At 71.7% G+C, this 20,974-nt stretch carries 19 protein-coding genes; 1 reads left to right on the plus strand and 18 read right to left on the minus strand.

Annotation, left to right across the window (positions count from 1 at the left end; translation table 11 throughout):
* Positions 1–54 precede the first annotated feature (54 nt).
* The 11 genes from ACTHM3_RS05500 to ACTHM3_RS05550 form a co-directional block, all read right to left on the minus strand.
* Entirely contained in the window at positions 55–2,073 is a 2,019-nt protein-coding gene (locus ACTHM3_RS05500; RefSeq protein ID WP_440405097.1) for a glycoside hydrolase family 31 protein, read from the minus strand.
* Positions 2,070–3,974, minus strand: coding sequence for a glycoside hydrolase family 127 protein (locus ACTHM3_RS05505; protein WP_440405098.1), 1,905 nt, complete (start codon positions 3,972–3,974; stop codon positions 2,070–2,072). Before ACTHM3_RS05505 ends, ACTHM3_RS05500 begins: the two co-directional genes overlap by 4 nt.
* On the minus strand, positions 3,974–4,792 hold the full coding sequence (locus ACTHM3_RS05510; protein ID WP_440405099.1) for a carbohydrate ABC transporter permease: 819 nt from the start codon (positions 4,790–4,792) through the stop codon (positions 3,974–3,976). Before ACTHM3_RS05510 ends, ACTHM3_RS05505 begins: the two co-directional genes overlap by 1 nt.
* Positions 4,789–5,709, minus strand: a complete 921-nt coding sequence (locus tag ACTHM3_RS05515) for a carbohydrate ABC transporter permease (RefSeq protein WP_440405100.1) — start codon at positions 5,707–5,709, stop codon at positions 4,789–4,791. The genes ACTHM3_RS05510 and ACTHM3_RS05515 overlap by 4 nt, the downstream gene beginning before the upstream one ends.
* Positions 5,710–5,741: 32 nt before the next feature.
* The gene (locus tag ACTHM3_RS05520; protein WP_440405101.1) at positions 5,742–6,989 is read right to left on the minus strand and encodes a sugar ABC transporter substrate-binding protein; all 1,248 of its coding nucleotides are present in this window, start codon (positions 6,987–6,989) and stop codon (positions 5,742–5,744) included.
* A gap of 58 nt (positions 6,990–7,047) precedes the next feature.
* The gene (locus ACTHM3_RS05525; protein ID WP_440405102.1) at positions 7,048–8,070 is read right to left on the minus strand and encodes a LacI family DNA-binding transcriptional regulator; all 1,023 of its coding nucleotides are present in this window, start codon (positions 8,068–8,070) and stop codon (positions 7,048–7,050) included.
* Between the two features lie 140 nt (positions 8,071–8,210).
* Positions 8,211–9,065 carry a sugar phosphate isomerase/epimerase family protein gene (locus ACTHM3_RS05530; protein WP_440405103.1) on the minus strand — a complete coding sequence of 285 codons (855 nt, stop codon included), beginning with the start codon at positions 9,063–9,065 and terminating at the stop codon, positions 8,211–8,213.
* Positions 9,062–10,222, minus strand: coding sequence for a dihydrodipicolinate synthase family protein (locus ACTHM3_RS05535; RefSeq protein ID WP_440405104.1), 1,161 nt, complete (start codon positions 10,220–10,222; stop codon positions 9,062–9,064). Before ACTHM3_RS05535 ends, ACTHM3_RS05530 begins: the two co-directional genes overlap by 4 nt.
* A gap of 4 nt (positions 10,223–10,226) precedes the next feature.
* A complete protein-coding gene (locus tag ACTHM3_RS05540) occupies positions 10,227–11,348 on the minus strand; it encodes a Gfo/Idh/MocA family protein (RefSeq protein ID WP_440405124.1) in 1,122 nt (373 codons plus the stop codon).
* A gap of 108 nt (positions 11,349–11,456) precedes the next feature.
* The gene (locus ACTHM3_RS05545) at positions 11,457–12,488 is read right to left on the minus strand and encodes a LacI family DNA-binding transcriptional regulator (RefSeq protein ID WP_440405105.1); all 1,032 of its coding nucleotides are present in this window, start codon (positions 12,486–12,488) and stop codon (positions 11,457–11,459) included.
* A 67-nt stretch (positions 12,489–12,555) separates the two neighbouring features.
* The gene (locus tag ACTHM3_RS05550; protein WP_440405125.1) at positions 12,556–13,437 is read right to left on the minus strand and encodes an SUMF1/EgtB/PvdO family nonheme iron enzyme; all 882 of its coding nucleotides are present in this window, start codon (positions 13,435–13,437) and stop codon (positions 12,556–12,558) included.
* A 143-nt stretch (positions 13,438–13,580) separates the two neighbouring features.
* Here ACTHM3_RS05550 and ACTHM3_RS05555 point away from each other — a divergent pair, with 143 nt between their 5' ends.
* Entirely contained in the window at positions 13,581–14,327 is a 747-nt protein-coding gene (locus ACTHM3_RS05555; protein WP_440405106.1) for a FadR/GntR family transcriptional regulator, read from the plus strand.
* Here ACTHM3_RS05555 and ACTHM3_RS05560 read toward each other — a convergent pair.
* The 7 genes from ACTHM3_RS05560 to ACTHM3_RS05590 are packed head-to-tail and all read right to left on the minus strand — an operon-like array spanning position 14,324 to position 20,875.
* On the minus strand, positions 14,324–15,310 hold the full coding sequence (locus tag ACTHM3_RS05560) for an aldo/keto reductase (RefSeq protein WP_440405107.1): 987 nt from the start codon (positions 15,308–15,310) through the stop codon (positions 14,324–14,326). The genes ACTHM3_RS05555 and ACTHM3_RS05560 overlap by 4 nt on opposite strands.
* A complete protein-coding gene (locus tag ACTHM3_RS05565; RefSeq protein ID WP_440405108.1) occupies positions 15,307–16,119 on the minus strand; it encodes an amidohydrolase family protein in 813 nt (270 codons plus the stop codon). The genes ACTHM3_RS05560 and ACTHM3_RS05565 overlap by 4 nt, the downstream gene beginning before the upstream one ends.
* Positions 16,116–16,460 carry an L-rhamnose mutarotase gene (locus ACTHM3_RS05570; protein ID WP_440405109.1) on the minus strand — a complete coding sequence of 115 codons (345 nt, stop codon included), beginning with the start codon at positions 16,458–16,460 and terminating at the stop codon, positions 16,116–16,118. Before ACTHM3_RS05570 ends, ACTHM3_RS05565 begins: the two co-directional genes overlap by 4 nt.
* The gene (locus ACTHM3_RS05575) at positions 16,457–17,632 is read right to left on the minus strand and encodes a mandelate racemase/muconate lactonizing enzyme family protein (RefSeq protein WP_440405110.1); all 1,176 of its coding nucleotides are present in this window, start codon (positions 17,630–17,632) and stop codon (positions 16,457–16,459) included. Before ACTHM3_RS05575 ends, ACTHM3_RS05570 begins: the two co-directional genes overlap by 4 nt.
* Positions 17,633–17,657: 25 nt before the next feature.
* Positions 17,658–18,569 carry a carbohydrate ABC transporter permease gene (locus ACTHM3_RS05580; RefSeq protein ID WP_440405111.1) on the minus strand — a complete coding sequence of 304 codons (912 nt, stop codon included), beginning with the start codon at positions 18,567–18,569 and terminating at the stop codon, positions 17,658–17,660.
* 3 nt (positions 18,570–18,572) lie between these two features.
* Complete coding sequence (locus tag ACTHM3_RS05585) at positions 18,573–19,511, minus strand: carbohydrate ABC transporter permease (RefSeq protein WP_440405112.1); 939 nt, start codon at positions 19,509–19,511, stop codon at positions 18,573–18,575.
* On the minus strand, positions 19,508–20,875 hold the full coding sequence (locus ACTHM3_RS05590) for an ABC transporter substrate-binding protein (RefSeq protein ID WP_440405113.1): 1,368 nt from the start codon (positions 20,873–20,875) through the stop codon (positions 19,508–19,510). Before ACTHM3_RS05590 ends, ACTHM3_RS05585 begins: the two co-directional genes overlap by 4 nt.
* Between the last annotated feature and the right edge of the window lie 99 nt (positions 20,876–20,974).

Below are 20,974 nucleotides of genomic sequence, written 5' to 3' on the forward strand. Positions count from 1 at the left end.
CACCCTTCGGAAGTCGTGGACGACACGCTAGCCGAGGCGGAGCCGGGCGAGGGATCAGCGCAGCCCGCGCAGCTCCTCCCGGCCGCCGTCGCGCACGAAGACGGGGATCGATTCGAGGGGGGCCGCGACCGTCGACCAGCCCGGCTCGTGGGCCGCGCCGCCGCGCAGGTCGGTCCACCGGGCCCCGGCGGGGAGGTAGACCCGACGCGACCGCGCCCCGGGCTCGAGCACCGGCGCGACGAGGAGGTCGGGGCCGAGCAGGTACTCGTCGCCCACGGTCCAGGCCTCGGCGTCATCGGGGAACTCGTGGAACAGGCCGCGCATCACCGGCTGCCCGTCGCGGTGCGCCTCGCGCATCACCTCGCGGAGGTAGTCCCTCAGCCGTTCGCGCAGCCCGATGTGGTCGCGGAGGATGCCGTAGGCCTCGTCGCCGAACGACCAGATCTCGTTGTCGGCGCCGGTCGGCACCCGCTCCGAGCCGTCGGCGGCGCGCACGGGCGTCGCGGGGCGGCGGTCACCGTGCAGGCGCATGACCGGCGAGAAGGCGCCGAACTGGAACCACCGGATGAGCAGCTCCACGAACGCGGGATCGTCGCCGCGGCCGTCGTGGAAGCCGCCGATGTCGGTCGTGAACCACGGGATCCCGGCGGCGCCCATGTGGATGCCGGCGACGACCTGGCGCCGCAGGTCCTCCCACGTGGAGTGGATGTCGCCCGACCAGACGAGCGCCCCGTAGCGCTGGCTGCCCGCCCACGCGGCGCGCAGGAGGTTGACGACGTCGGTCGCGCCCTCCGCCCGCATCCCGTCGGAGAACGCCCGGGCGAAGAGCTGCGGGTAGAGGTTGCCGACCTGCACGTTCGGGCCGAGGTGGTACCGGTAGTTGTCGAAGTCGTAGACGCCGTACTCGGGCTCCGCCTCGTCCAGCCAGAAGGTGCGGACGCCCTTCTCCCAATAGTTCCGCCGGCAGAGCTCCCATACCGCCTCGCGCGCGGCGGGGTTGGTCACGTCGAGGAAGCGGCTGAGCCCGCCGAACGCCATCTGCAGGTCCATGCCGCGATCCGACGTGACGAGCAGGTTCTCGCGCCGGAACCGGTCGAAGTTCTCCGACGCGACGTCGACCTGCGGCCAGACGGAGACCATGAGCTCGATGCCGAGCTCGTTCAGCTCCGCGACCATCGCGTCGGGGTCGGGCCAGAACTCCTCCTCGAAGCGGTAGTCGCCCATCTTCGGCCAGTGGAAGAAGTCGGCGACGATCACGTCGAGCGGGATGCCGCGCCGCGCGTGCTCGCGCGCGACCTCGAGCAGCTGCTCCTGGTTCCAGTAGCGGAGCTTGCACTGCCAGAACCCGAGCCCGTGATCGGGCATCATCGGCGCGTGGCCGGTCGCATCGGCGTACGCCCGCACGATCTCGCGGGGCGAGTGGCCCGCGGTGACCCAGTAGTCGAGCTGCTCGGTCGACTCGGCGAACCATTCGGTGCGGTTGCGCCCGAAGGTGGCCCGCCCGATCGCCGGGTTGTGCCAGAGGAACCCGTACCCGGCGCTCGAGATGACGAACGGCACCGACGACTGCGAGTTGCGGTGCGCGAGCTCGAGCGTCGTGCCCTTCAGGTCGATGAGGTCCTGCTGGTAGAGCCCCATGCCGACGAGGTGCTCGTCCGCCGGGGAGCAGAACCCTGCTGTCAGGCGGTAGGCGGAGGTGCCGAGGATCGGCCGGTGCTCCCGGGCGCGCAGCTCGAGCGAGCCGCCCTCGTCGAGCTCGGCGAGGAGCGGGCGGCCGTCGGCCTCCGTGAACGCGACCCGGCAGCGGCCGACGTCGTATCCGGTCGTCCAGTCCTCGAACTCGCGCTCGGTGAGCTCCGCCACGATCCGGCCGACCCGCAGCCGCGCGACGTCGCCGTGGATCTCGACGCTCGACGGGGTCTCGGGCTTCGGCAGCAGGGCGAAGTCGTCGTCGCGGATGTCGCCCCGCGCGACCGAGCGCACGCGCACCGCGTCGGCGCCCCACGGCTCGACCCGCAGGGTCTCGCCCTCGCCGCGCCAGACGATCGCGTCGCCGTCCCGCGTGAATGTCATGCCGGCTCCTCATCGGGGATCCAGACCCGCATGGTCGACGGGCCCCGGTTGCCCCATCGGCGGTAGGGAAGAAGGGGGATCGGGCCGATCGGCCGCACGGTCGCCGCGGCGTCGTCGGCCGGGTACGGCCAGCCGTCGTCGGGGCGGACCCGGACGGCGAGCTCGGCGGTCGCGATGCCGTCGACCAGGCGGACCGCCCCGCGGGCGACGAGGTCGTCGACGTCGAGGCCGCCCGGCAGGTCGACCGACTCGACGGCGAGCACGTCGGGCCCGTGCTCGTAGGCCGACGAGCCGCGCACGGCGTCGATCCGGGGGTCCGGCACGATGCGGCGGAGCCGGCGCGGGAGCCGGAGCTCCAGCCCGGTGCCGGGCGCGAGCACCCGGCGCACCTCGACATGGGAGGCGGCCGCGTCGATCGGCTCTCCGTCGAGGGTCGCCGCGCCGCGGGCGAACGGCGGGATCCGGAGCCGCAGCGCGACCGCAGCGCCCGGCGCCTCGACGACCTCGATCCGCACGACCCCCTCGTCGGGATAGGCGGTCCGCACCCGCAGGACGAGCCGACCGCCCGCGACCGGAGTCGCGATCTCGGCGTCCGCGTACTGGTGCAGCTGGACGCCGTCGTCGGTCGCCGTCGCGAGGTAGCCTGCGATCGAGGCGAGCGTGCGCGCCACGTTGGTCGGGCAGCAGCTGACCTCGAACCACGGCGCCCGGAGCCCCGCCTCGGCGCGCGGGTTCAGCTCGTCGTCGCCGACGGCCTGCCCGCGGGTGCGCTGGTGCAGCGTGTTCGAGTAGAAGAAGGCGCGGCCGTCCTCCCGGGGCGAGGCGAGCACGTTGTTGAGCAGCGTGCGCTCGATGAGGTCAGCGTAGCGGTCGTCGCCCGTGCGCAGCAGCAGCCGCCAGCTCAGCATCACGGAGGCGACGCCCGCGCAGGTCTCGCCGTACGCACGATCGGCCGGCAGCTCCCAGTCGTCGCCGTAGGCCTCGTCCTGATGGTGCGATCCCATGGCTCCGGTCAGGTAGGTGCGGCGGGCGACGGTCGCCGCCCACTGCCGCTCGACGGCCGCGGCCAGCTCGGCGTCGCCGGTCTCGTCGGCCACGTCGAGCGCACCGGCAGCCAGGTACAGGGCCCGCACGGCGTGCCCGCGCAGCACGTCGGCGTCGCGGACGGGGCGGTCGTCGAGGTAGTAGGCGGCCCCGCGCTCACCCGGATCGAGGAGGCCCCGGCCGCGCCGCTCGACGAACAGCCGCGCGAGCTCGACGTACGCGGGCCGGCCGGTCGCACGGCCGAACTCGACGAGCGCCATCTCGACCTCGGGGTGCCCGCACACGGCGTCGCGCCCGGCGGCGCCGAACTCGACGACGAGCAGGTCCGCGACGCGGCGCGCGACCTCGACCAGCAGGTCGTCGTGACCGCTCCGCAGCCGGGCGACGGCCGCCTGGATGAGGTGGCCCGCGCAGTACAGCTCGTGGCCCTGCTCCAGATCCGACCAGCGCGCCGGCTGCCCGGGGCGGCCGAACGCGGTGTGCAGGTAGCCGTCCGGCTCCTGCGCCGCCGCGACCCGGGCGACGAGCGCGTCGAAGCGCGACCGCAGGCCGGCGTCGGGGCGCGCGCCCAGCTCCCACGCCATCGCCTCGAGCAGCTTGTAGACCTCGGAGTCGACGAAGGCGAACTGCCCGGCGTGCTCGAAGGCGCCTCCCGCCGCGGCGGCGTCGAAGTTGCCGATCCAGCCGATCCGCTCCATCCACGCCTCGCAGTGGTCGAGGATCGTGGCGGCGTTGAGGTCCTGCCAGGCGCGCCAGAAGCCGCCCATGAGCCGGACCTCGTCGAGGCCGAGCGGCCGCAGCACCGCGCGCGAGGGGACGACGGGCGCCAGGACCGCACCCCGGGATGCAGCCGCCATCAGTCCTTCACCGCACCCGCGGTCACGCCCGCCGCGACGAAGCGCTGCGCCGCCACCAGGAGCACCGCCGTCGGGATCGACGCGACCACCGCGGTCGCCATGATCGCGTTCCATTCCTGATTGTTGTTGCCGATGTAGCGGTAGATGCCGAGCGTGATCGGCTGGAGGTCGCCTCCCCCGTCGAGCGTCGTCGCGAAGATGAAGTCCGACCACGCCCAGAGGAACGCGAAGAGCGACACCGTGACGATGGAGTTGCGGCTCACCGGCAGCACGACGGAGCGGAAGGTGCGCCAGTACCCGGCGCCGTCGATCGTCGCCGCCTGGAGCAGCTCGTTCGGGATGCCGGACATGAACGCCGTGAAGATGAGCACCCCGAACGGCACCGCGATCGTGGAGTCCGCGATGATCAGGCCCCACACCGTGTTGAGGATCCCGATGTTGAGGTAGATGGCGTAGAAGCCCATCGCCATGATGATCGCCGGGATCATCTGGGCGATCAGGAGGATGAAGCTCAGCGCGCTCCCGCCGCGGGGGCGGAGCTTCGCGAGGCTGTACGCCGCCGGCGCCGAGAGCGCCAGGGTGAGGACGACCGTCCCGAGGCCGACCAGCAGGCTCGTCCCGAGGAACGGCAGCTGCTGGGAGAAGACGCGCGCGTAGCCGTCGAACGTCGCGTCGAGAGGCAGCAGGTTCGGCGGACTCTTGCGCAGGTTCTGCGACGGGGTGAGCGAGACGTTCACCATCCAGTAGACGGGGAACAGCATGAGGGCGGTCAGGACGACGCCGATCGCCGTCGTGATCCCGGAGCGGGTGCGGGTCATGCGGGGTCCAGTCGACGCTGCGTGCGGATGTAGATGAGCCCGAAGACGAGGGCGATGAGGATGAGCAGGTTGCCCACCGCCGCCGCCGGACTGAAGTTCGGGATGAGGCTCCCGAAGCCGAGTCGGTAGGCCCAGATCGCGAAGGTCGTCGACGAGTCCGCGGGACCGCCGCGGGTCATGATCCAGATGATGTCGAACACCTTGAGCGTGTAGACGAGCCCGAGCAGGATCGTGATCGCCGAGACCGGGCGCAGCAGCGGGAACGTGATCCGCCAGAACTTCTGCCAGCCGTTCGCGCCGTCGATCGACGCGGCCTCGTAGATCTCGGAGGGGATCGACTGCAGGCCGCTGTAGAGGATCACCAGGTTGAACGGGATCCCGATCCAGATGTTCGCGATGAGGACCGCGACGAGCGACCACTGCGGCGAGGTGAGCCAGTTGATCTGGCCGATGCCCACCGCCTCGAGGAACGCGTTGACGACGCCGGAGTCGCTGTTCATCATCCACGACCAGGTCGACGCGGAGACCAGCAGCGGCAGCAGCCACGGCACGAGGAAGAGGGCCCGGAGGATCCCGTTCAGCGGGAAGCGTCGGAAGAAGAAGACCGCCAGCGCGAGCCCGATCGTGAATTGGAACACGATCGAGAGCCCGACGAAGAGCGCCGTGTTGAGCAGGGCCGGCCCGAACGTCGGGTTGGCGAAGACGGCGGCGTAGTTCGAGAACCCGACGAAGGGGGCCGTCCCGTCGACGAACGACCGGACGGTGTAGTCCCGCACGCTCAGCTCGACGTTGCGGCCGAGCGGATAGGCGTAGAAGACCAGGAGGTAGATCACGACGGGGGCGATGAACGCCAGGGCCGCCCATCGTCCCTGCCGGGGACTCCGACGTCGTCGGACTCCTGTCGGCGTGCTCGTCACGTGATCCACCTCCCGGTCTGATTACTCGGTCACTACTTGGTCGCCGCGGCGGCCGCGGTCTGGGCGGCCTTCAGGGCGTCGGCGGGGCTGGCGCTGCCGCTCTCGGCCTTCTGCATGGCGGTCCACAGCTGCTCGGAGATCTTCGGGTACTTGGTCCCGAGGTTGTCGCCCGTGCGGGCCTTCGCGACCTGCACGGCGTCGATCCACGGCTTGAGCGTCGGGTCGCCGGCGAGCTGCTTCTCCTGCACCGCGCTCGTCGCGCCGATGTAGTTGAGCGTGTTGTCGGTGTTCACGACGTTCTTCGTCGACGTCAGGCACGCGACGATCTTCGCCGAGGTGGCGTAGCGCGCCGAGTCCTTCTGGACCGGGATCGTGAGGAACTCGCCGCCGGTCGGCGCGGGGGCCGAGCCGCCGTTCTCGGCGGGCAGGGGGATGACCTGGAAGCCGTTCTTGGCCGCGTCGGCCTTCTGCCAGGTGCCGTTCTCCGAGAACGCGAAGTCGCCGGTCTGCATCTCCTGCCACGACGTGGTCTGGGTGTTCTGGATCACCGAGTTCGGGGCGTAGCCCTTCTTGATCCAGTCGGTCCAGAGGGTCAGTGCGGCGACCGCCTTGTCGGAGTCGAGGTTCGTGAGGTCGGCGCCCGCGCCCCAGAACCACGGCAGGAACTGGAAGCTCCCCTCCTCGGTGTTGATGCCCGAGAACGTGATGCCCTTGTGGCCGGACGCGACGACCTTGGCGAGCGCGTCCGTGAGCGAGGCCCAGTCCTTGACGCTCGAGATGTCGACACCGGCGGCCTGGAGCACCTTCGGGTTGTAGTACAGCGCGAGGGTGTTGGCGCCGATCGGGACCCCGTACGTCTTGCCGTCGATGACGCCCGCGCCGAGGATGTTCTTCGACACGTCGCCCGCGTCGAGCTTGTTCTCCGCGGTCGTGGTCAGGATGCCGGCCGAGGCGAGCGTCGAGACGACCGGGTTGTCGACGAGCAGGATGTCGGGCGAGTTGCTCTGCTGCCCCGCGAGCAGGGCCTTGTTGGTCAGGTCGCTCGTGTCGTATCCGGTGCGCTTGATCTTCACGCCGGCCGACGAGCCGCACTGGTCGATGACCTTGGCCCAGGCCGACGACGCGTCGTACTGGGGGTACGGGTCCCAGAACGTGTAGGTGCCGCCGGCCGAGCCGGACGAGCCGGAGTTCGATCCGGAGCAGCCGGTGAGGGCAGCGGCGACGATGCCGGCCGTGAGCAGGGCGGCGCCGGCGAGGCGGCCGCGTCGGGTGATATCCACGGGTGATTCCTCTCTGAATGGTGCGGATGATGCGGTGTTCGGGGTGTGCGGGTGGTGCTCAGGGGCGCGCGGCGGCACGCGCGGTGCTGCCGCGATCGGTGAGCGTGGGCGCGATGAAGCTCGCCCCGGCGGCAGCGGTGCCGTCCGGATCGACCATCCGTCGCACGAGTGCCTGGACCGCGGCGCGGCCCAGCTTGTCCGGGTTGGTCTCGGCCGCCGTGAACGGCAGCGAGAACAGTCGCCCGAAGTCCTCGGAGAAGATCCCGACGACCGACAGGTCCTCGGGCACGCGCACGCCGCGCGCGTGGAGCACGGGCGGGATCGCGGCGATGGTGGCGTCGTTGTGCACGATCCAGGCGGTCGCCTCGCCCGTCGCGTCGAGGATGCGCTGCACCTGCGCCCCGCTCTCGGGCTGCCGGGTCTCGCCGGGGAAGGAGAAGACGCGGATGCCGTAGTCGGCCGCCCGCTGCAGGGCCGCGTCGCGGAACCGCCAGGCGTAGGCGCCCCCGCGCTCGAAGACGTGGGTCTGCGGCGTGATGAGGACCACCGTGCGGTGGCCGAGCTCGTGCAGGTGGTCGACGAGGAGCCGCGCGCCGTCCTCGAAGGAGAGGTCGAAGGCGTCGACGCCGGTCGTGTCGCGCGGGAGGCCGACCATCGCGCCGGGCTGCCGCACGCTCCGCAGCACGGGCATCCGGGGGTCGTCGTGCGCGACGTTCAGCAGCAGGATCCCGTCGACCATGCCGGAGTCGGCGATCCGGCGGAGCGCCCGCGGTCCGTCCTGCTCGGTGACCATGAGGATGTCGTAGCCGGCCTCGCGCGCGGCGTCGGAGACCGGCAGGACGTACTGCATCATGGCCGGCGAGAACTCGTCCTCGAAGAACTGGACGAAGAGGCCGATGACCATGGTCTGCGACGTGGCGAGGGCACGCGCCCCCGCGTTCGGGGTGAAGCCGAGGTCGGCGATGGCCTCCGCGATCCGGCGGCGGGTGTCTTCGGAGATCGAGCGCTTGCCCGAGAGCGCGTACGACACGGTGCTGCGCGAGACGCCCGCGTGGAGGGCGACGTCGCCGATGGTGACCATGTCGCCTCCTCGTTCATCGTCGAACCGCTTCGACGATGAAGATACGACGGAATCCGGGCAGGCGCAAGCGTCGATTCAAGCGGTTCGACGCGGGGGCGCCGCGAGGGCGCGGACCCTCACCCGGGGTCGGCGCGCTCGGCTCAGACCAGCGTGGGCTCGATCCAGCGGTCGAAGGCGACGGCGACGCGCGCCGCGACCTCGGCGAAGGGGGCGTCCCAGATGTCCTGATGGAAGATCTCCACCTCGACGTCGCCCGTCCATCCGGCGTCGCGCACCGCGGCGCCCAGGGGCCCGAAGTCGATGTGCCCGTCGCCCGGGACGCCGCGCGCGAGCAGGACGTCGGCCGGCAGCGGGGTGATCCAGTCGCAGACCTGATAGCTCGCGATGCGTCCGCCGCGGCCCGCGCGGGCGATCTGCTCGAGCACCTGCGGGTCCCACCAGACGTGGAAGGTGTCGACGACGACACCGACGGCCGGGCCGAACTGCTCGGCGATGTCGATCGCCTGCCCGAGCGTCGAGACGACGGCGCGGTCGGCGGCGTACATCGGGTGGAGCGGCTCGATCGCGAGCGTCACGCCCGCGGCCGAGGCATCGTCCTCCAGCGCGCCGATCGCGTCGCGCACGCGCTCGCGCGCCCCGGCGAGGTCGCGGTCGCCGGCCGGCAGCCCGCCCGCCACCAGCACGAGCGCGGCCGCGGACCCGTCGGCACCCGCCGCCGCGAGCGCGGCCGTCTCCTCGATCGCACGCCGGTTGTCGTCGAGCGCCACCACCCGCTCCTCCCCTTCGGGGGCGGTGAAGAAGCCGCCGCGGCAGAGGCTGGAGACGCGCAGGCCCGAGTCGGCGACGAGCCGTACGGCGTCGTCGACCCCGACCTCGGCGACCGGCTCGCGCCAGAGCCCGATGCCGGCGATCCCGGCCGTGCGCGTCGTGTCGAGCGCCTCGCGGAGCGTTGCGCGCTTGATCGTCGCCTGGTTCAGGGAGAGCCGCGGGCTCATCGCGCGATCCCGTGCAGCGCGAGGAGCGCGTGCCAGCGCTCGGCGGCGAGCTCCGGTCGCTCGAGCGCGGCGGCCTCGTTCGCGAGCCGCACGATCTCGGAGAGGTGCGGCAGACTCCGCGCCGAGTGGAGGCCGCCGACCATCACGAACGCATCCTGGTGGCCGTTGAGCCAGGAGAGGAAGGCGACCCCGGTCTTGTAGTAGAACGTGGGAGCCGCGAAGACCTGGCGGGCGAGCGCCTCGGTCGGCTCGAGGATCGCCCGGTACCCCTCGACATCGCTCCGGTCGAGGGCCTGGATCGCCGCGGATGCGTTCGGGGCGATCGCCGCGAACGCGCCGAGCAGGGCGTCGGAGTGCCGCTCGCCGTCGCCCTCGATGAGCCGGACGTAGTTGAAGTCGTCACCCGTGTAGAGCGTGACGCCGTCGGGCAGGCGCGATCGCACGGCGATCTCCGCCTCCGCGTCGAGGAGGCTCATCTTGATCCCGTCGACCCGGTCGACGTTCTCCTCGATGATCCGGATCACGGTGGCGGTCGCCGTGGCGACATCGTCCGACCCGAAGTAGCCGGCCAGCATCGGATCGAACGCGGCCCCAAGCCAATGCAGCACCACGGGCCGGGAGGCGCGCGCGAGCACCTCGCGGTAGACCCTCTCGTAGTCGGCGGGGGTGTCGGCCGCACGCGCGAGGTGGCGGGAGGCCATGAGCACGACGCCGGCCCCGGCGTCTTCGGCGAAGGCGAGCTGCTCGAGGTAGGCGTCGACGACACGGTCGAGCGCGATCGACTCCTCGGCCACCTGGTCGGTATTCACCCCCACGACGAGCGCGCCGCCGACGAAAGCGGCCTCGCGGGCGCTACGGGCGATCAGCTCGCGCGTGGCGGGCGGATCGAGGCCCATGTTGCGCTGCGCGGTGTCCATCGCGTCGGCGACGCCGAGCCCCCACGACCAGACGTGGTGACGGAACGCGAGGGTGGCGTCCCAGTCGATGTCGGCCGGCGCGCCGGGCACGTTCTCGGCGGCCGCCCGGGGCACGACATGGGCGGCGGCGTAGGCGGTGCGGGAGGCGAGCGGCGCGGCCGGTCGAGTGAACGCGGGCGCCGCGCGAAGCTCGGCGGTCGACGTGCGGCCGGTCGGGTCGACGAGGAGCAGGTCGCTCATGGCGTCAGCCCAGCTCGGGCAGCTCGAGACGCCGGCCGGTCCGCGAGCTCTCGAGCCCCATCTCCGCCAGCTGCACGCCGCGCGCTCCGGCGAGCAGGTCGTACGGGTGCGGGCCGTCCTCGACGACGTGGCGGATGAAGTCCTCCCACTGCAGCTTGAACCCGTTCTCGAGGCCGTCGTTGTCGGGCACCTCGATCCAGTTCGCGGCGTAGTCCCGGGTGTCGGGGATGTCGGGGTTCCAGGTCGGCTTCGGCGTCGCGTTCCGCGGCTGGATCTTGCAGCCGAAGAGTCCGACGACCGCGCTGCCGAGGGTGCCGTCGACCTGGAACTCGACGAGCTCGTCGCGGTTGACGCGGACGTCCCAGCTGGAGTTGATCTGCGCGACCACGCCGCCCTCGAGCTCGAAGACGGCGTAGGCGGCGTCGTCGGCGGTCGCGGCGTATGCCCGTCCCGCCTCGTCCACGCGTTCGGGGATGTGGGTCACGGCACGCGCGTACACCGATTCGACCCGCCCCACGATCGTCTCGAGCACGTAGTTCCAGTGGGGGAACATGTCGACGACGATGCCCCCGCCGTCCTCGCTGCGGTAGTTCCAGCTGGGGCGCTGCGCGGCCTGCCAGTCGCCCTCGAAGACCCAGTAGCCGAACTCGCCGCGCACCGACAGGATGCGGCCGAAGAACCCCGACTCCACGAGGCGGCGGAGCTTGCGCAGCCCCGGCAGGTAGATCTTGTCGTGCACGACGCCGTTCTTGACGCCGGCCTCCGTGGCCAGCCGGGCGAGCTCGAGGGCGTCCTCCGTCGTCTCGGCGGTCGGCTTCTCGGTGTAGATCGCCTTGCCGGCGGCGATGGCCCTCGTGATGGCGGGCACCCGGGCGCGGGTCACGAGGAAGTCGGCGTAGACGGGCCAGCGGTCGTCGGCGAGCGCCGCGTCGAGGTCCGTCGTCCAGTGGTCCAGGCCGTGGCGCTCGGCGATCTCGCGGAGCTTCTCCCCGCTGCGCCCGACGAGCAGCGGCTCGGGCATGACCCGGCTCCCGTCGGAGAGCAGCACCCCGCCCTGCTCCCGGATGGCGAGGATCGACCGCACGAGGTGCTGCCGGTAGCCCATGCGCCCCGAGACGCCGTTCATGATGATGCCGATGCTCGTCTGCGACACGTCGTCCCGTTCCGTTGGAAAGCGTTTACCGCCAGCGACGGTAGTCGTCGCGGCCCCGCGGTGCAAGCGGGATCGTGCGGCTCAGCCGCGCGGCGGCGTGCTCTGCCGGACCACGACATGGCCACCGATCCGCACGGCGCGCGGTTCCGGCTCCGGGTCGCCCAGCGCGAGCTCGACGGCCGCCTCCCCGAGACGGGCGAGCGGCAGGTGGAGGGTGGTGAGCGCCGGCGTCACGTCGCGCAGCGTCGCGATGTCGTCGAAACCCGCGATCGCGAGGTCGCCGGGCAGCGCCATCCCGTGCTCGCGGAACCGCGCCATCGCCCCGACCGCCATGACGTCGTTGCCGGTCAGCACCACATCGAGATCGAGACCGCGGCGCAGCAGCTCGCCAGCTGCCGCGTACCCCCCGTCCCGGCTGAACTCGGCGTGGACGACGAGCTCCTCGGGGAGGTCGACCCCGCCGGCCGCGAGCGCTTCGCGGTACCCGGCGGTGCGGTCCGCGGCGGTCAGGAGCCCGGCCGGCCCCGTGAGGAGCGCGAACCGCCGGTAGCCGAGCTCGAGCAGGCGCTCGGCCAGCAATCGGGCGCCTTCCCGGTTCTCGGGCACCACCGTGTCGAACGGCAGGCCCTCCTGGCTGACCAGCGCCACCCGTCCGCCCTCGGCCTGGAACCCGCGCAGCTCGCTCTCGAGGCGGGCGTCGATCGCCGGGTCGGCGACGCGACTGCCGACCAGCAGCAGAGCCTGGGGGCGCTGGCTGCGCAGGGCTCCGACGAGCTCGATCTGCCGCTCCGGGCGCCGGTCGGAGACGGCGATGGTGACCACCAGACCCGCCCGCTCCGCCGCGCGGAACACGCCCGCGGCGATCGACGAGAAATATGGGTCCTCGATGTCGCTGACGACCAGCCCGATGGACCGGGTCCTCCCGCGGACGACCGCCTGGGCGGCGAGGTTCGGCGTGTAGTTCAGGCGGTGCGCGGCGGCGAGCACCCGCTCGCGGTAGGCGTCCGCGACCTTGCGCGTGCTGCCGTTCAGCGCCCGTGATGCGGTGGCGAGGGAGACCCCCGCCTCGCGGGCGACGTCGTGCAGGGTGGCGGCGCGCGTCTCGTCGGCCATCCGACCCCCTCGCTCTCGCGGCGGCGTCATGCTATCCCAGCGGTCGACGCCTTCCCTGGAGCGCCGGTTACCGGGCGCAGCGGAAGCCGAGGTGGGTGGTGGAGGAGTCCTCGGTCTGGGCGCTGCGCGCCGCGGGCCGGTAGCGCAGGCAGTACTCCGGCGCGCACAGGTGCGAGCCGCCCTTGGTCACGTGCCGCGGGGTCACATCCCCCGGCGCGATGCTGCCCGAGCGCGCCGAGTCGGGCGAGCACATGCACGTCGTCGCGGGATCCTGCAGCCGGTCCGTCCACCACGTCGAGGTCCACTCCCACGTGTTGCCGGTCATCTCATGCAACCCGAATCCGTTCGGCGGGAAACTCCCCACCGGCGCCGTCCCGACCCACGACCCCGACCCGGCGCCCGTGTTCAGATACGGGAACCGGCCCTGCCAGCTGTTCGCCCGCATCCCGTCGTTGGGCTCATCCCCCCACGCGAACACCGCCTGATCCAGGCCGCCGCGCGCGGCGTACTCCCACTCCGCTTCTGTCGCCAGCCGCTTGCCCGCCCACACCGCGAACGCGACCGCATCCGCGAAGGCGACCTGCACCACCGGATGATCCTCCCGACCCTCGACCGTCGACCCGGGCCCATACGGGTGACGCCAACTCGCGCCCGGCACCCACCGCCACCACTGCCGCCAGTCCCGCAGATCCACCGGACCGTCCGTCGGGGTGAACACCAGCGACCCCGGCTCGAGGCTCGCCAGATCCGCATTCGGGAACATCGCCGGATCCAGCGGCTGCTCCGCCGTCGTCACATACCCGGTCGCCGCCACGAACTCCGCGAAATCGGCGTTCGTCACCGCATACCGATCCAGCTCGAACGGCCCCACCCACTCCTCGTGGACCGGCCCCTCCTCCGGGTAGAACCCCGACCCCATCCGGAACCCGCCGCCCGGCAGCGCCACCATGTCATCCCTCACGCCACCCTCACCACCAGCCCGGGGGTGGCGCGCGCAAGCGGCACGGAACGGAAGCAGGACATCGGAATCGAGGCTACGCGGGCGACCCGCGCAGCACGCGGTGAAGGACTCCGGATCGCTAGGATTCCGGCATGACGGCGGCGGCGGAGAACGGCCCCGGCGTCCCCACCGACCACATGGGCCGCCGGCTGAGCGCGGCCGTCGTCCGCTCCCTGGTCGACCTCATCGTGACGGGCCAGTTCGGCGAGGGCGATCTGCTGCCGCCGGAGGGGCCGCTGAGCGAGCGCTTCGGCGTGAGCCGCACCGTGATCCGGGAGGCGGCGAAGCGGCTGGAGGAGAAGGGGCTCGTGGTCGTCGCCCAGGGGCGCGGCACGCAGGTCGCCCGGAGCGGTAGCTGGAACATGCTCGACCCCGTGGTGCTCGCCGCTCTCATCGACAACGACCGGTCGCTGGCGCTGCTCGACGACCTCACCGCGGTCCGCGGCGCCCTCGAGGGCGTCATGGCGAGCGCCGTCGCGAGCTCGCACACCGACGCCCAGCTCAGCCGCATCGAGCACGCGCTCGAGACGATGCGCGAGGCGCAGCAGGAGGGTGAGGTGTTCCGGCAGGCCGACGCCGTGTTCCACCTCACGATCATGGAGCTCTCGGGCAACCGCCTCGCCGCGAACATCGCCCGCAACCTCTACGGTCGGGCGCAGACGAGCAGCCGCTTCCAGGGCATCGCCTACCCCGGCGCGTTCGAGTCGACCCTCGAGGAGCACGCCCGCGTCGTCGAGGCGATCCGCGCGGGCGACCCGGCGGCCGCCGAGGCGGCGATGCGCGCCCACATCTTCGACGCCTGGCAGCACCGCCGGTTCCAGCCGGACGACGACGACTAGGCCAGTCCGGCGGCCGCGGCGGGGAGCAGGTCCGCGCTGACGAGGTCGCCCCAGAGAGCCTCGGGCACGGGCGTCGCGAGACGGTCCGCGTTCTGGTCGACCTCCGCCGGCGAGCGCATCCCCACCGCGATGCCGACGACCGCGGGATGCCGCTGCGGGAAGGCGAGCGCCGCGGTCGGCAGATCGACCCCGTGCGCCTCGCAGATCTCGGCGATGCGCACGGCCCGCGCCCGGACCTCGGGCGTCGCCGGGCCGTACTCGAACGTCGCATCCGGACTCGGGCGGGGGGTGGCGAGCAACCCGGTCGCGTAGACCCCGACCGCGACGACCGCCGCGCCCGCGCGGCGTGCGGGCTCGAGCACCGTGTCGACGGCACCGGGGTCGAGGAGCGAGTAGCGGTTGGCGAGCATCACCACGTCGATGAGCCCCGCGTCGAGCAGCTCGGCGAGCCCGGCGGTGGAGTTCGTCCCGACACCGATCGCCCGCACGCGCCCCTCGCCGCGGAGCGTCGCGAGCGCGGCGAGCGCCTCGCGGACCGGGTCGCCGGGCGCCTGGTCGGGGTCGTGCGCGAGCAGGATGTCGGGGTCGACCCCGAGCCGCTCGCGGCTCTCGTCGAGCGAGCTGCGCACGCCGTCGAGGGTGAAGTCCCACACCCGGCGGAGGTCGCCCGGCACGACGAAGCCGTCGTCGTCGAGCGCCCGCGGCTCCGGGTTCGGCCGGATGAGCCGCCCGACCTTCGTGGACAGCAGGTACTCGTCGCGGGGCCGGTCGGCGAGGAAGGATCCCACCCGCCGCTCCGACAGCCCGAGGCCGTAGTGCGGGGCGGTGTCGAGGTAGCGCACGCCGCGATCCCACGCGCGGTCGAGCGTCGCGGACGCCGTCGCGTCGTCGATCGCGACGCCGTGGTTGCCGAGCGGGCCGCCGCCGATGCCGAGCACCCCGCCGGCCAGCCGGACTCGCGAGAAGAGGTCGTGCGGGCTCATCGCGACAGTCGGTAGTGCCGCGTCGCCGTCCCGGTCAGCACGTCGGCGCGTTCGTCGGCGGAGAGCGGAGCGAGGGCCGCGTCGACGAGCGCGCGCCAGCCGGCGGCGTCGCCGCCCATCCGCACCAGCGGCCAGTCGGATCCGTACATCAGCCGGTCGGGGCCGAACGCCTCCAGCGCGACGTCGACGATGCGGTCGAGCGCCGCCGGATCCGCGGCCATCCGCCAGAGCCCCGAGAGCTTCGCGACGACGTTCGCCTGCCGGGCGATCGCGCGGAACCCCGGCTCCCAGGCGGCGACCTCGGCCTCGGCGATCCCGCCGAGATGGTCGAGCACGAAGCGCGTGCCCGGGCGCTCCCCGGCGACGCGGGCCGCGAGGCCCAGCTGGGCCGCGCGGAGCACGAGGTCGAAGCCGAGCCCCGCCGCGCCGAGCGCCTCGAGCCCGGCGCCGACCTCGGGCCGGCCGAGCCACTCCGGGTCGGGGTCGATGTGCGTGAGGTGCCGGATGCCGACGAGCGGCCGCGGCGACCCGGCGAGCGCCGCGAGCTGCGCGGGCACATCCCGAGTCAGGTCGACCCAGCCCACGACGCCCGCGATCCGAGGCTCGTCGAGCGCCAGCAGACGCCCGGTCTCCCCCGCGCTGTTCGACGCCTGGACGACCACCGCGGCCTCCGCGCCCGAGGCGTCGAGCATCTCGACGAGGTCGCCGGCTCCGAAGTCGCGCGCGATCTCCGACATGGTCGCCGGATCGATCCAGTCCTGCGGATCGACGGCCCGGTTCCAGAGATGGACGTGGGCGTCGATCGTCACGACAGGTGCCAGATCTCGTCCATCGGCTGCCAGAGCGCGCCCGGGGTCCGCTCCTCGGCGATGCGCACCTGGCACGGGTCGGTGTGCGTGAGCCACTCGCGCGAGAGCGGGTCGGCGTCGAGTCGCGCCATGTCGGCCTCGTAGTCGGCGCCCACGTACTCCCAGTAGCCGAAGAGCACGTCGCCGATCGCGAAGATCGAGTAGTTACGGATGTTCGCGTCGCGGAGAGCCTGCTCGACGCCGGGCCACACGTTGCGGTGCAGCTCGAGGTACTCCTCGCGCCTCTCGGGGCGGACGCCGACCGTGAAGGCGAAACGTCGAACCGCGGTCTCATCGCTCATCGCGCGGCCCGCTCCGGCAGAGGGCTGTCGAGCGGCGCGTCGGGCACGAGTCGGAGCCCCGCGCGGCCCGGGCGCACCGCCGTGCCCTCGACGTCGGCGGGCGGGTTGACCGCGCGGGCGTGCTCCACCGCCTGCTCGTCGATCCGGATGCCGATCCCCGGCTCGTCGCCGAGCACGATCCCGCCGTCCTCGTAGCTCTGGTCGACGTGCAGTCCGATCGGCGACGCGAGATCCTGCACCTCGAACGCGAGGTGATTCGGTACCGCCGCGGCCGCGTGCGCGACGGGGTTGGCGTGGTAGGCGACGGGGCTGACGGGCAGGTCGCGGCCGTGCGCGACCGCCGCGACGCGGAGGAAGTGCGTGATGCCCCAGATGTTGCCGACCTGGACGATGTCGACGGCGTCGGCGTCGAGGAGCGGACGGTACTGCTCGAGACCGGTCAGGTTCTCCCCGGTCGCGACCGCGGCCTTGATGCCGCGCCGCACCGACGCCATGCCGGCCGCGTCCCAGCGGCGCACGGGCTCCTCGACCCAGGTCAGGTCGACGTGCTCCTCGAGGGCGGTCACGTACCGCACCGCCTGCGAACGATTCCACGACTCGTTGGCGTCGAACATGAGCGCCGGGCTGCTCGAGTTGCGCGCGAGCACGTCGCGGAGGGCGGCGAGCCGTCGGATGTCGGCATCCAGGTCGCGGCCGCCCTTCAGCTTCGCCGCGCCGAACCCGCGCTCGGCGAAGCGCTCGTAGAGCGCCACGAGCGAGTCGTCGTCGAGGACGATGTCGAGGCCGGAGGCGTAGCCGGGCACGTAGCGGTCGCGCGCGCCGAGGGTCCGCCAGAGCGGCTCCCCCGCGGCCTTCGCCTTGAGGTCCCAGAGGGCCTGGTCGACGGCGCCGATCGTGCCGAACGTGGCGCCGGCGTGCCCGGTCTTGAAGACGCGGTCGAGCATCCGGTCGTACAGCGCGGTGACGGCGCGGGGATCCTCGCCCTCGATCGCGCCGAAGACGCGCTCGATGTCGCCGTGCGCGCCCATGCCCACGCCCTCGAGACCCTCGTCGGTCTCCAGGATCAGCACGTGCACGTCGGTGCGCGGGTCCGGCATGACGCCGTTCGCGTCGCCGATGCGCCGACCCCAGTCGTGCTGGGTGACGATGCTGCGGTGGCCGGTGATCTTCACGGGTGCTCCTTCATGACCGGGGGGTTCATTCCTTCGTTCCGCCCGCGGTCATGCCGGCGACCAGGAAGCGCTGCGAGAAGAGGAAGACGATGAGCACCGGCAGCACGGAGACGATGGTGGCCAGGGCGAGCGTCGGCAGCTGCACCGACTGGGCGCCGGCCGAGCTGGGGTTGAACGCGGGCGTCGACGCGAGCAGCGAGGTGAGCCCGACCTGCACGGGGTAGCCGTCGCTCGAGGGCAGCATCACGAACGGCAGGAAGAAGTTGTTCCAGTTCTGCACGAAGCTGAAGAACGCCACCAGCGCGACGATCGGCGCGGCGAGCGGGAGCGCGATCCGCGTGAACACCTGGAGCTCGGACGCCCCGTCGATCCGCGCCGCGGCGAGCAGGTCGCGCGGCACGCTCGTCGAGAAGTAGATGTAGGTCAGGTAGACGCCGAACGGGAAGAACGACATCGGCAGGATGACCGAGAGCGGATTGCCGATGAGCCCCACGGCGTTCAGCTCGAGGAAGATCGGCAGCACGAGCGCGGTGTTCGGGATCAGCATGACGACGAGCGTGATCACGAGGAGCGTCTGCCGCAGCCGGAACTCGGTGAGGGCCAGCGCGTAGCCGGCGGGGATGCTGACCACGAGCGTGATGACCAGCGCGCCGACCGTGTAGATCGCGGAGTTGCCGACCCACAGCCCGATGGCGCCGTCCTGGAACCCGAACAGCTCGTTCCAGTTGCGGGCGAACTCGTCGAAGCTCCCCGGGAGGAACGGGTTGTCGACGATGAGGCCGTGCGCCGACTTCGTCACGGCGAACAGCAGCCAGAGCATCGGGATGACGAAGAACAGCACGAAGATCGCCACCACGACCGCGACGATCGTGCGGCCGCTCCAGCCGCTGAGGCCCGGGGTGCGGCGTGCGGGGAGGCGGGAATCCAGCGTCGTCATGACTCAGTCCCTTTCGAAGAGGCCACCGCGGGTCACGAAGACCGCGGAGAGCGCGAGCGCGATGACGAGCAGGAGCAGCGAGATGGCGGCCGAGCCGTTGAAGTCGTTCTGCTGGAACGCGTACTGGTAGGCGAGCTGGTTCAGCGAGTAGTCGTTGGGCACCACCGCGTTGCTGGCCTGCGAGAGCAGCTGCGGCTCGACGAAAAGCTGACTGCCGGCGGCGAGCGACATGATGCCCATGTACGAGATCCACTTGCGCAGCAGCGGCAGCTGAATGCGCAGCGCGATCTGCACCGCCCCCGCGCCGTCGAGGCGGGCGGCTTCGATGATGTCGTCGCTGACGTTGTTGAGGGCGCCGTACATGATGACGATCCACCCGCCCGCGCCGGTCCAGAACGCGATGATCGCGAAGATGACGGGCAGGTTCGCCGGAACGATCACCTGGACGAAGCTCCCGAACCCGAAGAGGTGCAGAAGACCCGCGACCGGGCTGGCGGTCGGGTCGAGCACGAACAGCCACAGCAGGACGCTCGACGCCCCGGCGAGGGCCCCCGGCAGGTAGAACACGAACCGGAGGGTGCGGCTCAGCCACCGCACGCGGATCGCGTGCACGACGAGAGCGAGGAGCGTCACCAGGACGATGAGCGCGACCAGCCAGATGACGAGGTACAGCGCGACGTGCACGACCGCCGGCACGAAGCGGAAGTCGGCGATCACCTTCGCGTAGTTGGCGAGCCCCGCGAAGCCGCCGTCGCCGGTGGTGAGCGACAGGTAGAGCGCGTACATCGCGGGGAGGATGCCGAAGACGATCACCAGCACCGCGTACGGGCTCACGAACAGGTAGCTCATCCCGCTCGTGGCGCCATCGTGCCGCCGGGGCGGCCGCCGGCGGGGGGTCACCGCGCCGACGGCCGCCTGCGGGGCGTCAGCCGTCGTCGTCACTTGACGGTGTAGCCGTTCACCTGCGCCTGGTTCTTGATGGCGGTCTCCCACGTCGGGAGCAGGCTCACCAGGCTCTGACCGCTGGCGATCGCGGGCGTGATCGTCTTGGCCCAGATCGCCTCCTGGCTGAAGCTGCCGGCACCCCAGCCCGACCAGATCTGCGATCCGGCGGTGGTGATCGGCGCCAGCGAGGTGCCGTAGTAGCCGGTCCCCTCCTGCTTCGAGATCCAGGCGTCTCCAGCCTTGGCGAAGGCCGGGTAGCCGGGCGCGATGTCGGCCTGGTAGGCGTCGTCGGTGGTCACCCACTCGGCGAACTTCTCGGCGTTCTTCAGGTTCTTCGAGTGGCTGCTGATGAACCAGGTGCCGCCGCCGACGTCGCCGGTGGTGGCGTCCTCACCCTTCCAGCTGAGCGGCGGCGCGACGCCGAGCTCGCCCTTGGGGAGGTTGAGCGACTGCGGGTTGTTGAAGATCGCGCCCGCGTACCAGGCCGGCCCGGGCATCATCAGCACCTTGCCGGTGTCGTTCTTGACGAACTCCGGCGTGAACACGCTGATGTTCGGCGTCGTGCCGTTCTTGATCGTGGTGTCGAGCAGCGACGCCATGCGCTTGCACTCGCTGCTGGTCGTGTTCACGGTCACCGACTTCGGGCCGGTGATGCCGTTGGCCTGGCACTTGCTGCTCCAGAAGTAGATCTCCGAGGCGAAGGTGTCGCCGACGGCGCCGGTGATGTACCCGGGGTGCTCGGTCGCGACCTTCTCGCTGATCGCCTGGTACTGCTCCCAGGTGGTCGGCACGTCGTAGCCGAACTGCTGCATGAGGGTCTTGTTGTACCAGAGCACGACCGGGGCGAGGTCGTTGCGGAGGCAGTAGACCTTGCCGTTCACGGTGCAGGGGTCGAGCGCGCCCTTGGTGAAGCCGTCCAGCGTGGACTTCGACACGAGGCCGCCGTCGAGCTGCGCCGCGAAGGCCTGCTTGCCGTTCGTCTTCTGGCTCGCCCACGACGCGTCGTTGTTCTGGCTGGAGAACACGACGTCGGGCCAGCCCGAGCCGGCGCGGTCGAAGAGCTGCATCTTGGTCTTGAACGAGTTCGAGCCGTTGGCGGAGCCGTCGTAGGTGACGGCCTTCACCTTGATGCTCGGGTTGGCCTTCTCGAACGCCGTGACCGCCGCGGAGCGATCGGCGTCGACCCAGACGGTGATGGTGGAGGAGGTGTCCTGCTGCGCCTCGGGGAAGCCGTACTTCCCGTTCGAAGCGCCGCCGTTGCTGCTGCAGCCCGCCAGGGCGAGGAGCGTGGTGATCGCTCCCGCTCCGGCGATCACGCCCGCCCAGCGGCGGCCGTGACCTGCTCGTGTGATTCGGAACATGTGGGGTCCTTTGGAGTGTCGACTTCATTGACGACGGGTGCGTCGGTGGCGACTATAAGGGCATACGTATCATGTTTGCAATGCCCCGCTCCGTGGGCG

The sequence above is a fragment of the Pseudolysinimonas sp. genome (genome assembly GCF_051954455.1).
In the GTDB taxonomy this organism is placed as follows: Bacteria; Actinomycetota; Actinomycetes; order Actinomycetales; family Microbacteriaceae; genus Pseudolysinimonas.

Bases quoted from the DNA above. Each gene is read 5' to 3' on its own strand.
- ACTHM3_RS05500 (WP_440405097.1), bottom strand. From the start codon at position 2,073: ATGACATTCACGCGGGACGGCGACGCGATCGTCTGGCGCGGCGAGGGC.
- ACTHM3_RS05505 (WP_440405098.1), bottom strand. From the start codon at position 3,974: ATGGCGGCTGCATCCCGGGGTGCGGTCCTGGCGCCCGTCGTCCCCTCG.
- ACTHM3_RS05510 (WP_440405099.1), bottom strand. From the start codon at position 4,792: ATGACCCGCACCCGCTCCGGGATCACGACGGCGATCGGCGTCGTCCTG.
- ACTHM3_RS05525 (WP_440405102.1), bottom strand. From the start codon at position 8,070: ATGGTCACCATCGGCGACGTCGCCCTCCACGCGGGCGTCTCGCGCAGC.
- ACTHM3_RS05530 (WP_440405103.1), bottom strand. From the start codon at position 9,065: ATGAGCCCGCGGCTCTCCCTGAACCAGGCGACGATCAAGCGCGCAACG.
- ACTHM3_RS05535 (WP_440405104.1), bottom strand. From the start codon at position 10,222: ATGAGCGACCTGCTCCTCGTCGACCCGACCGGCCGCACGTCGACCGCC.
- ACTHM3_RS05540 (WP_440405124.1), bottom strand. From the start codon at position 11,348: ATGAACGGCGTCTCGGGGCGCATGGGCTACCGGCAGCACCTCGTGCGG.
- ACTHM3_RS05545 (WP_440405105.1), bottom strand. From the start codon at position 12,488: ATGGCCGACGAGACGCGCGCCGCCACCCTGCACGACGTCGCCCGCGAG.
- ACTHM3_RS05550 (WP_440405125.1), bottom strand. From the start codon at position 13,437: ATGGTGGCGCTGCCGGGCGGCGGGTTCCGGATGGGGTCGGGGTTCTAC.
- ACTHM3_RS05555 (WP_440405106.1), top strand. From the start codon at position 13,581: ATGACGGCGGCGGCGGAGAACGGCCCCGGCGTCCCCACCGACCACATG.
- ACTHM3_RS05560 (WP_440405107.1), bottom strand. From the start codon at position 15,310: ATGAGCCCGCACGACCTCTTCTCGCGAGTCCGGCTGGCCGGCGGGGTG.
- ACTHM3_RS05570 (WP_440405109.1), bottom strand. From the start codon at position 16,460: ATGAGCGATGAGACCGCGGTTCGACGTTTCGCCTTCACGGTCGGCGTC.
- ACTHM3_RS05580 (WP_440405111.1), bottom strand. From the start codon at position 18,569: ATGACGACGCTGGATTCCCGCCTCCCCGCACGCCGCACCCCGGGCCTC.
- ACTHM3_RS05590 (WP_440405113.1), bottom strand. From the start codon at position 20,875: ATGTTCCGAATCACACGAGCAGGTCACGGCCGCCGCTGGGCGGGCGTG.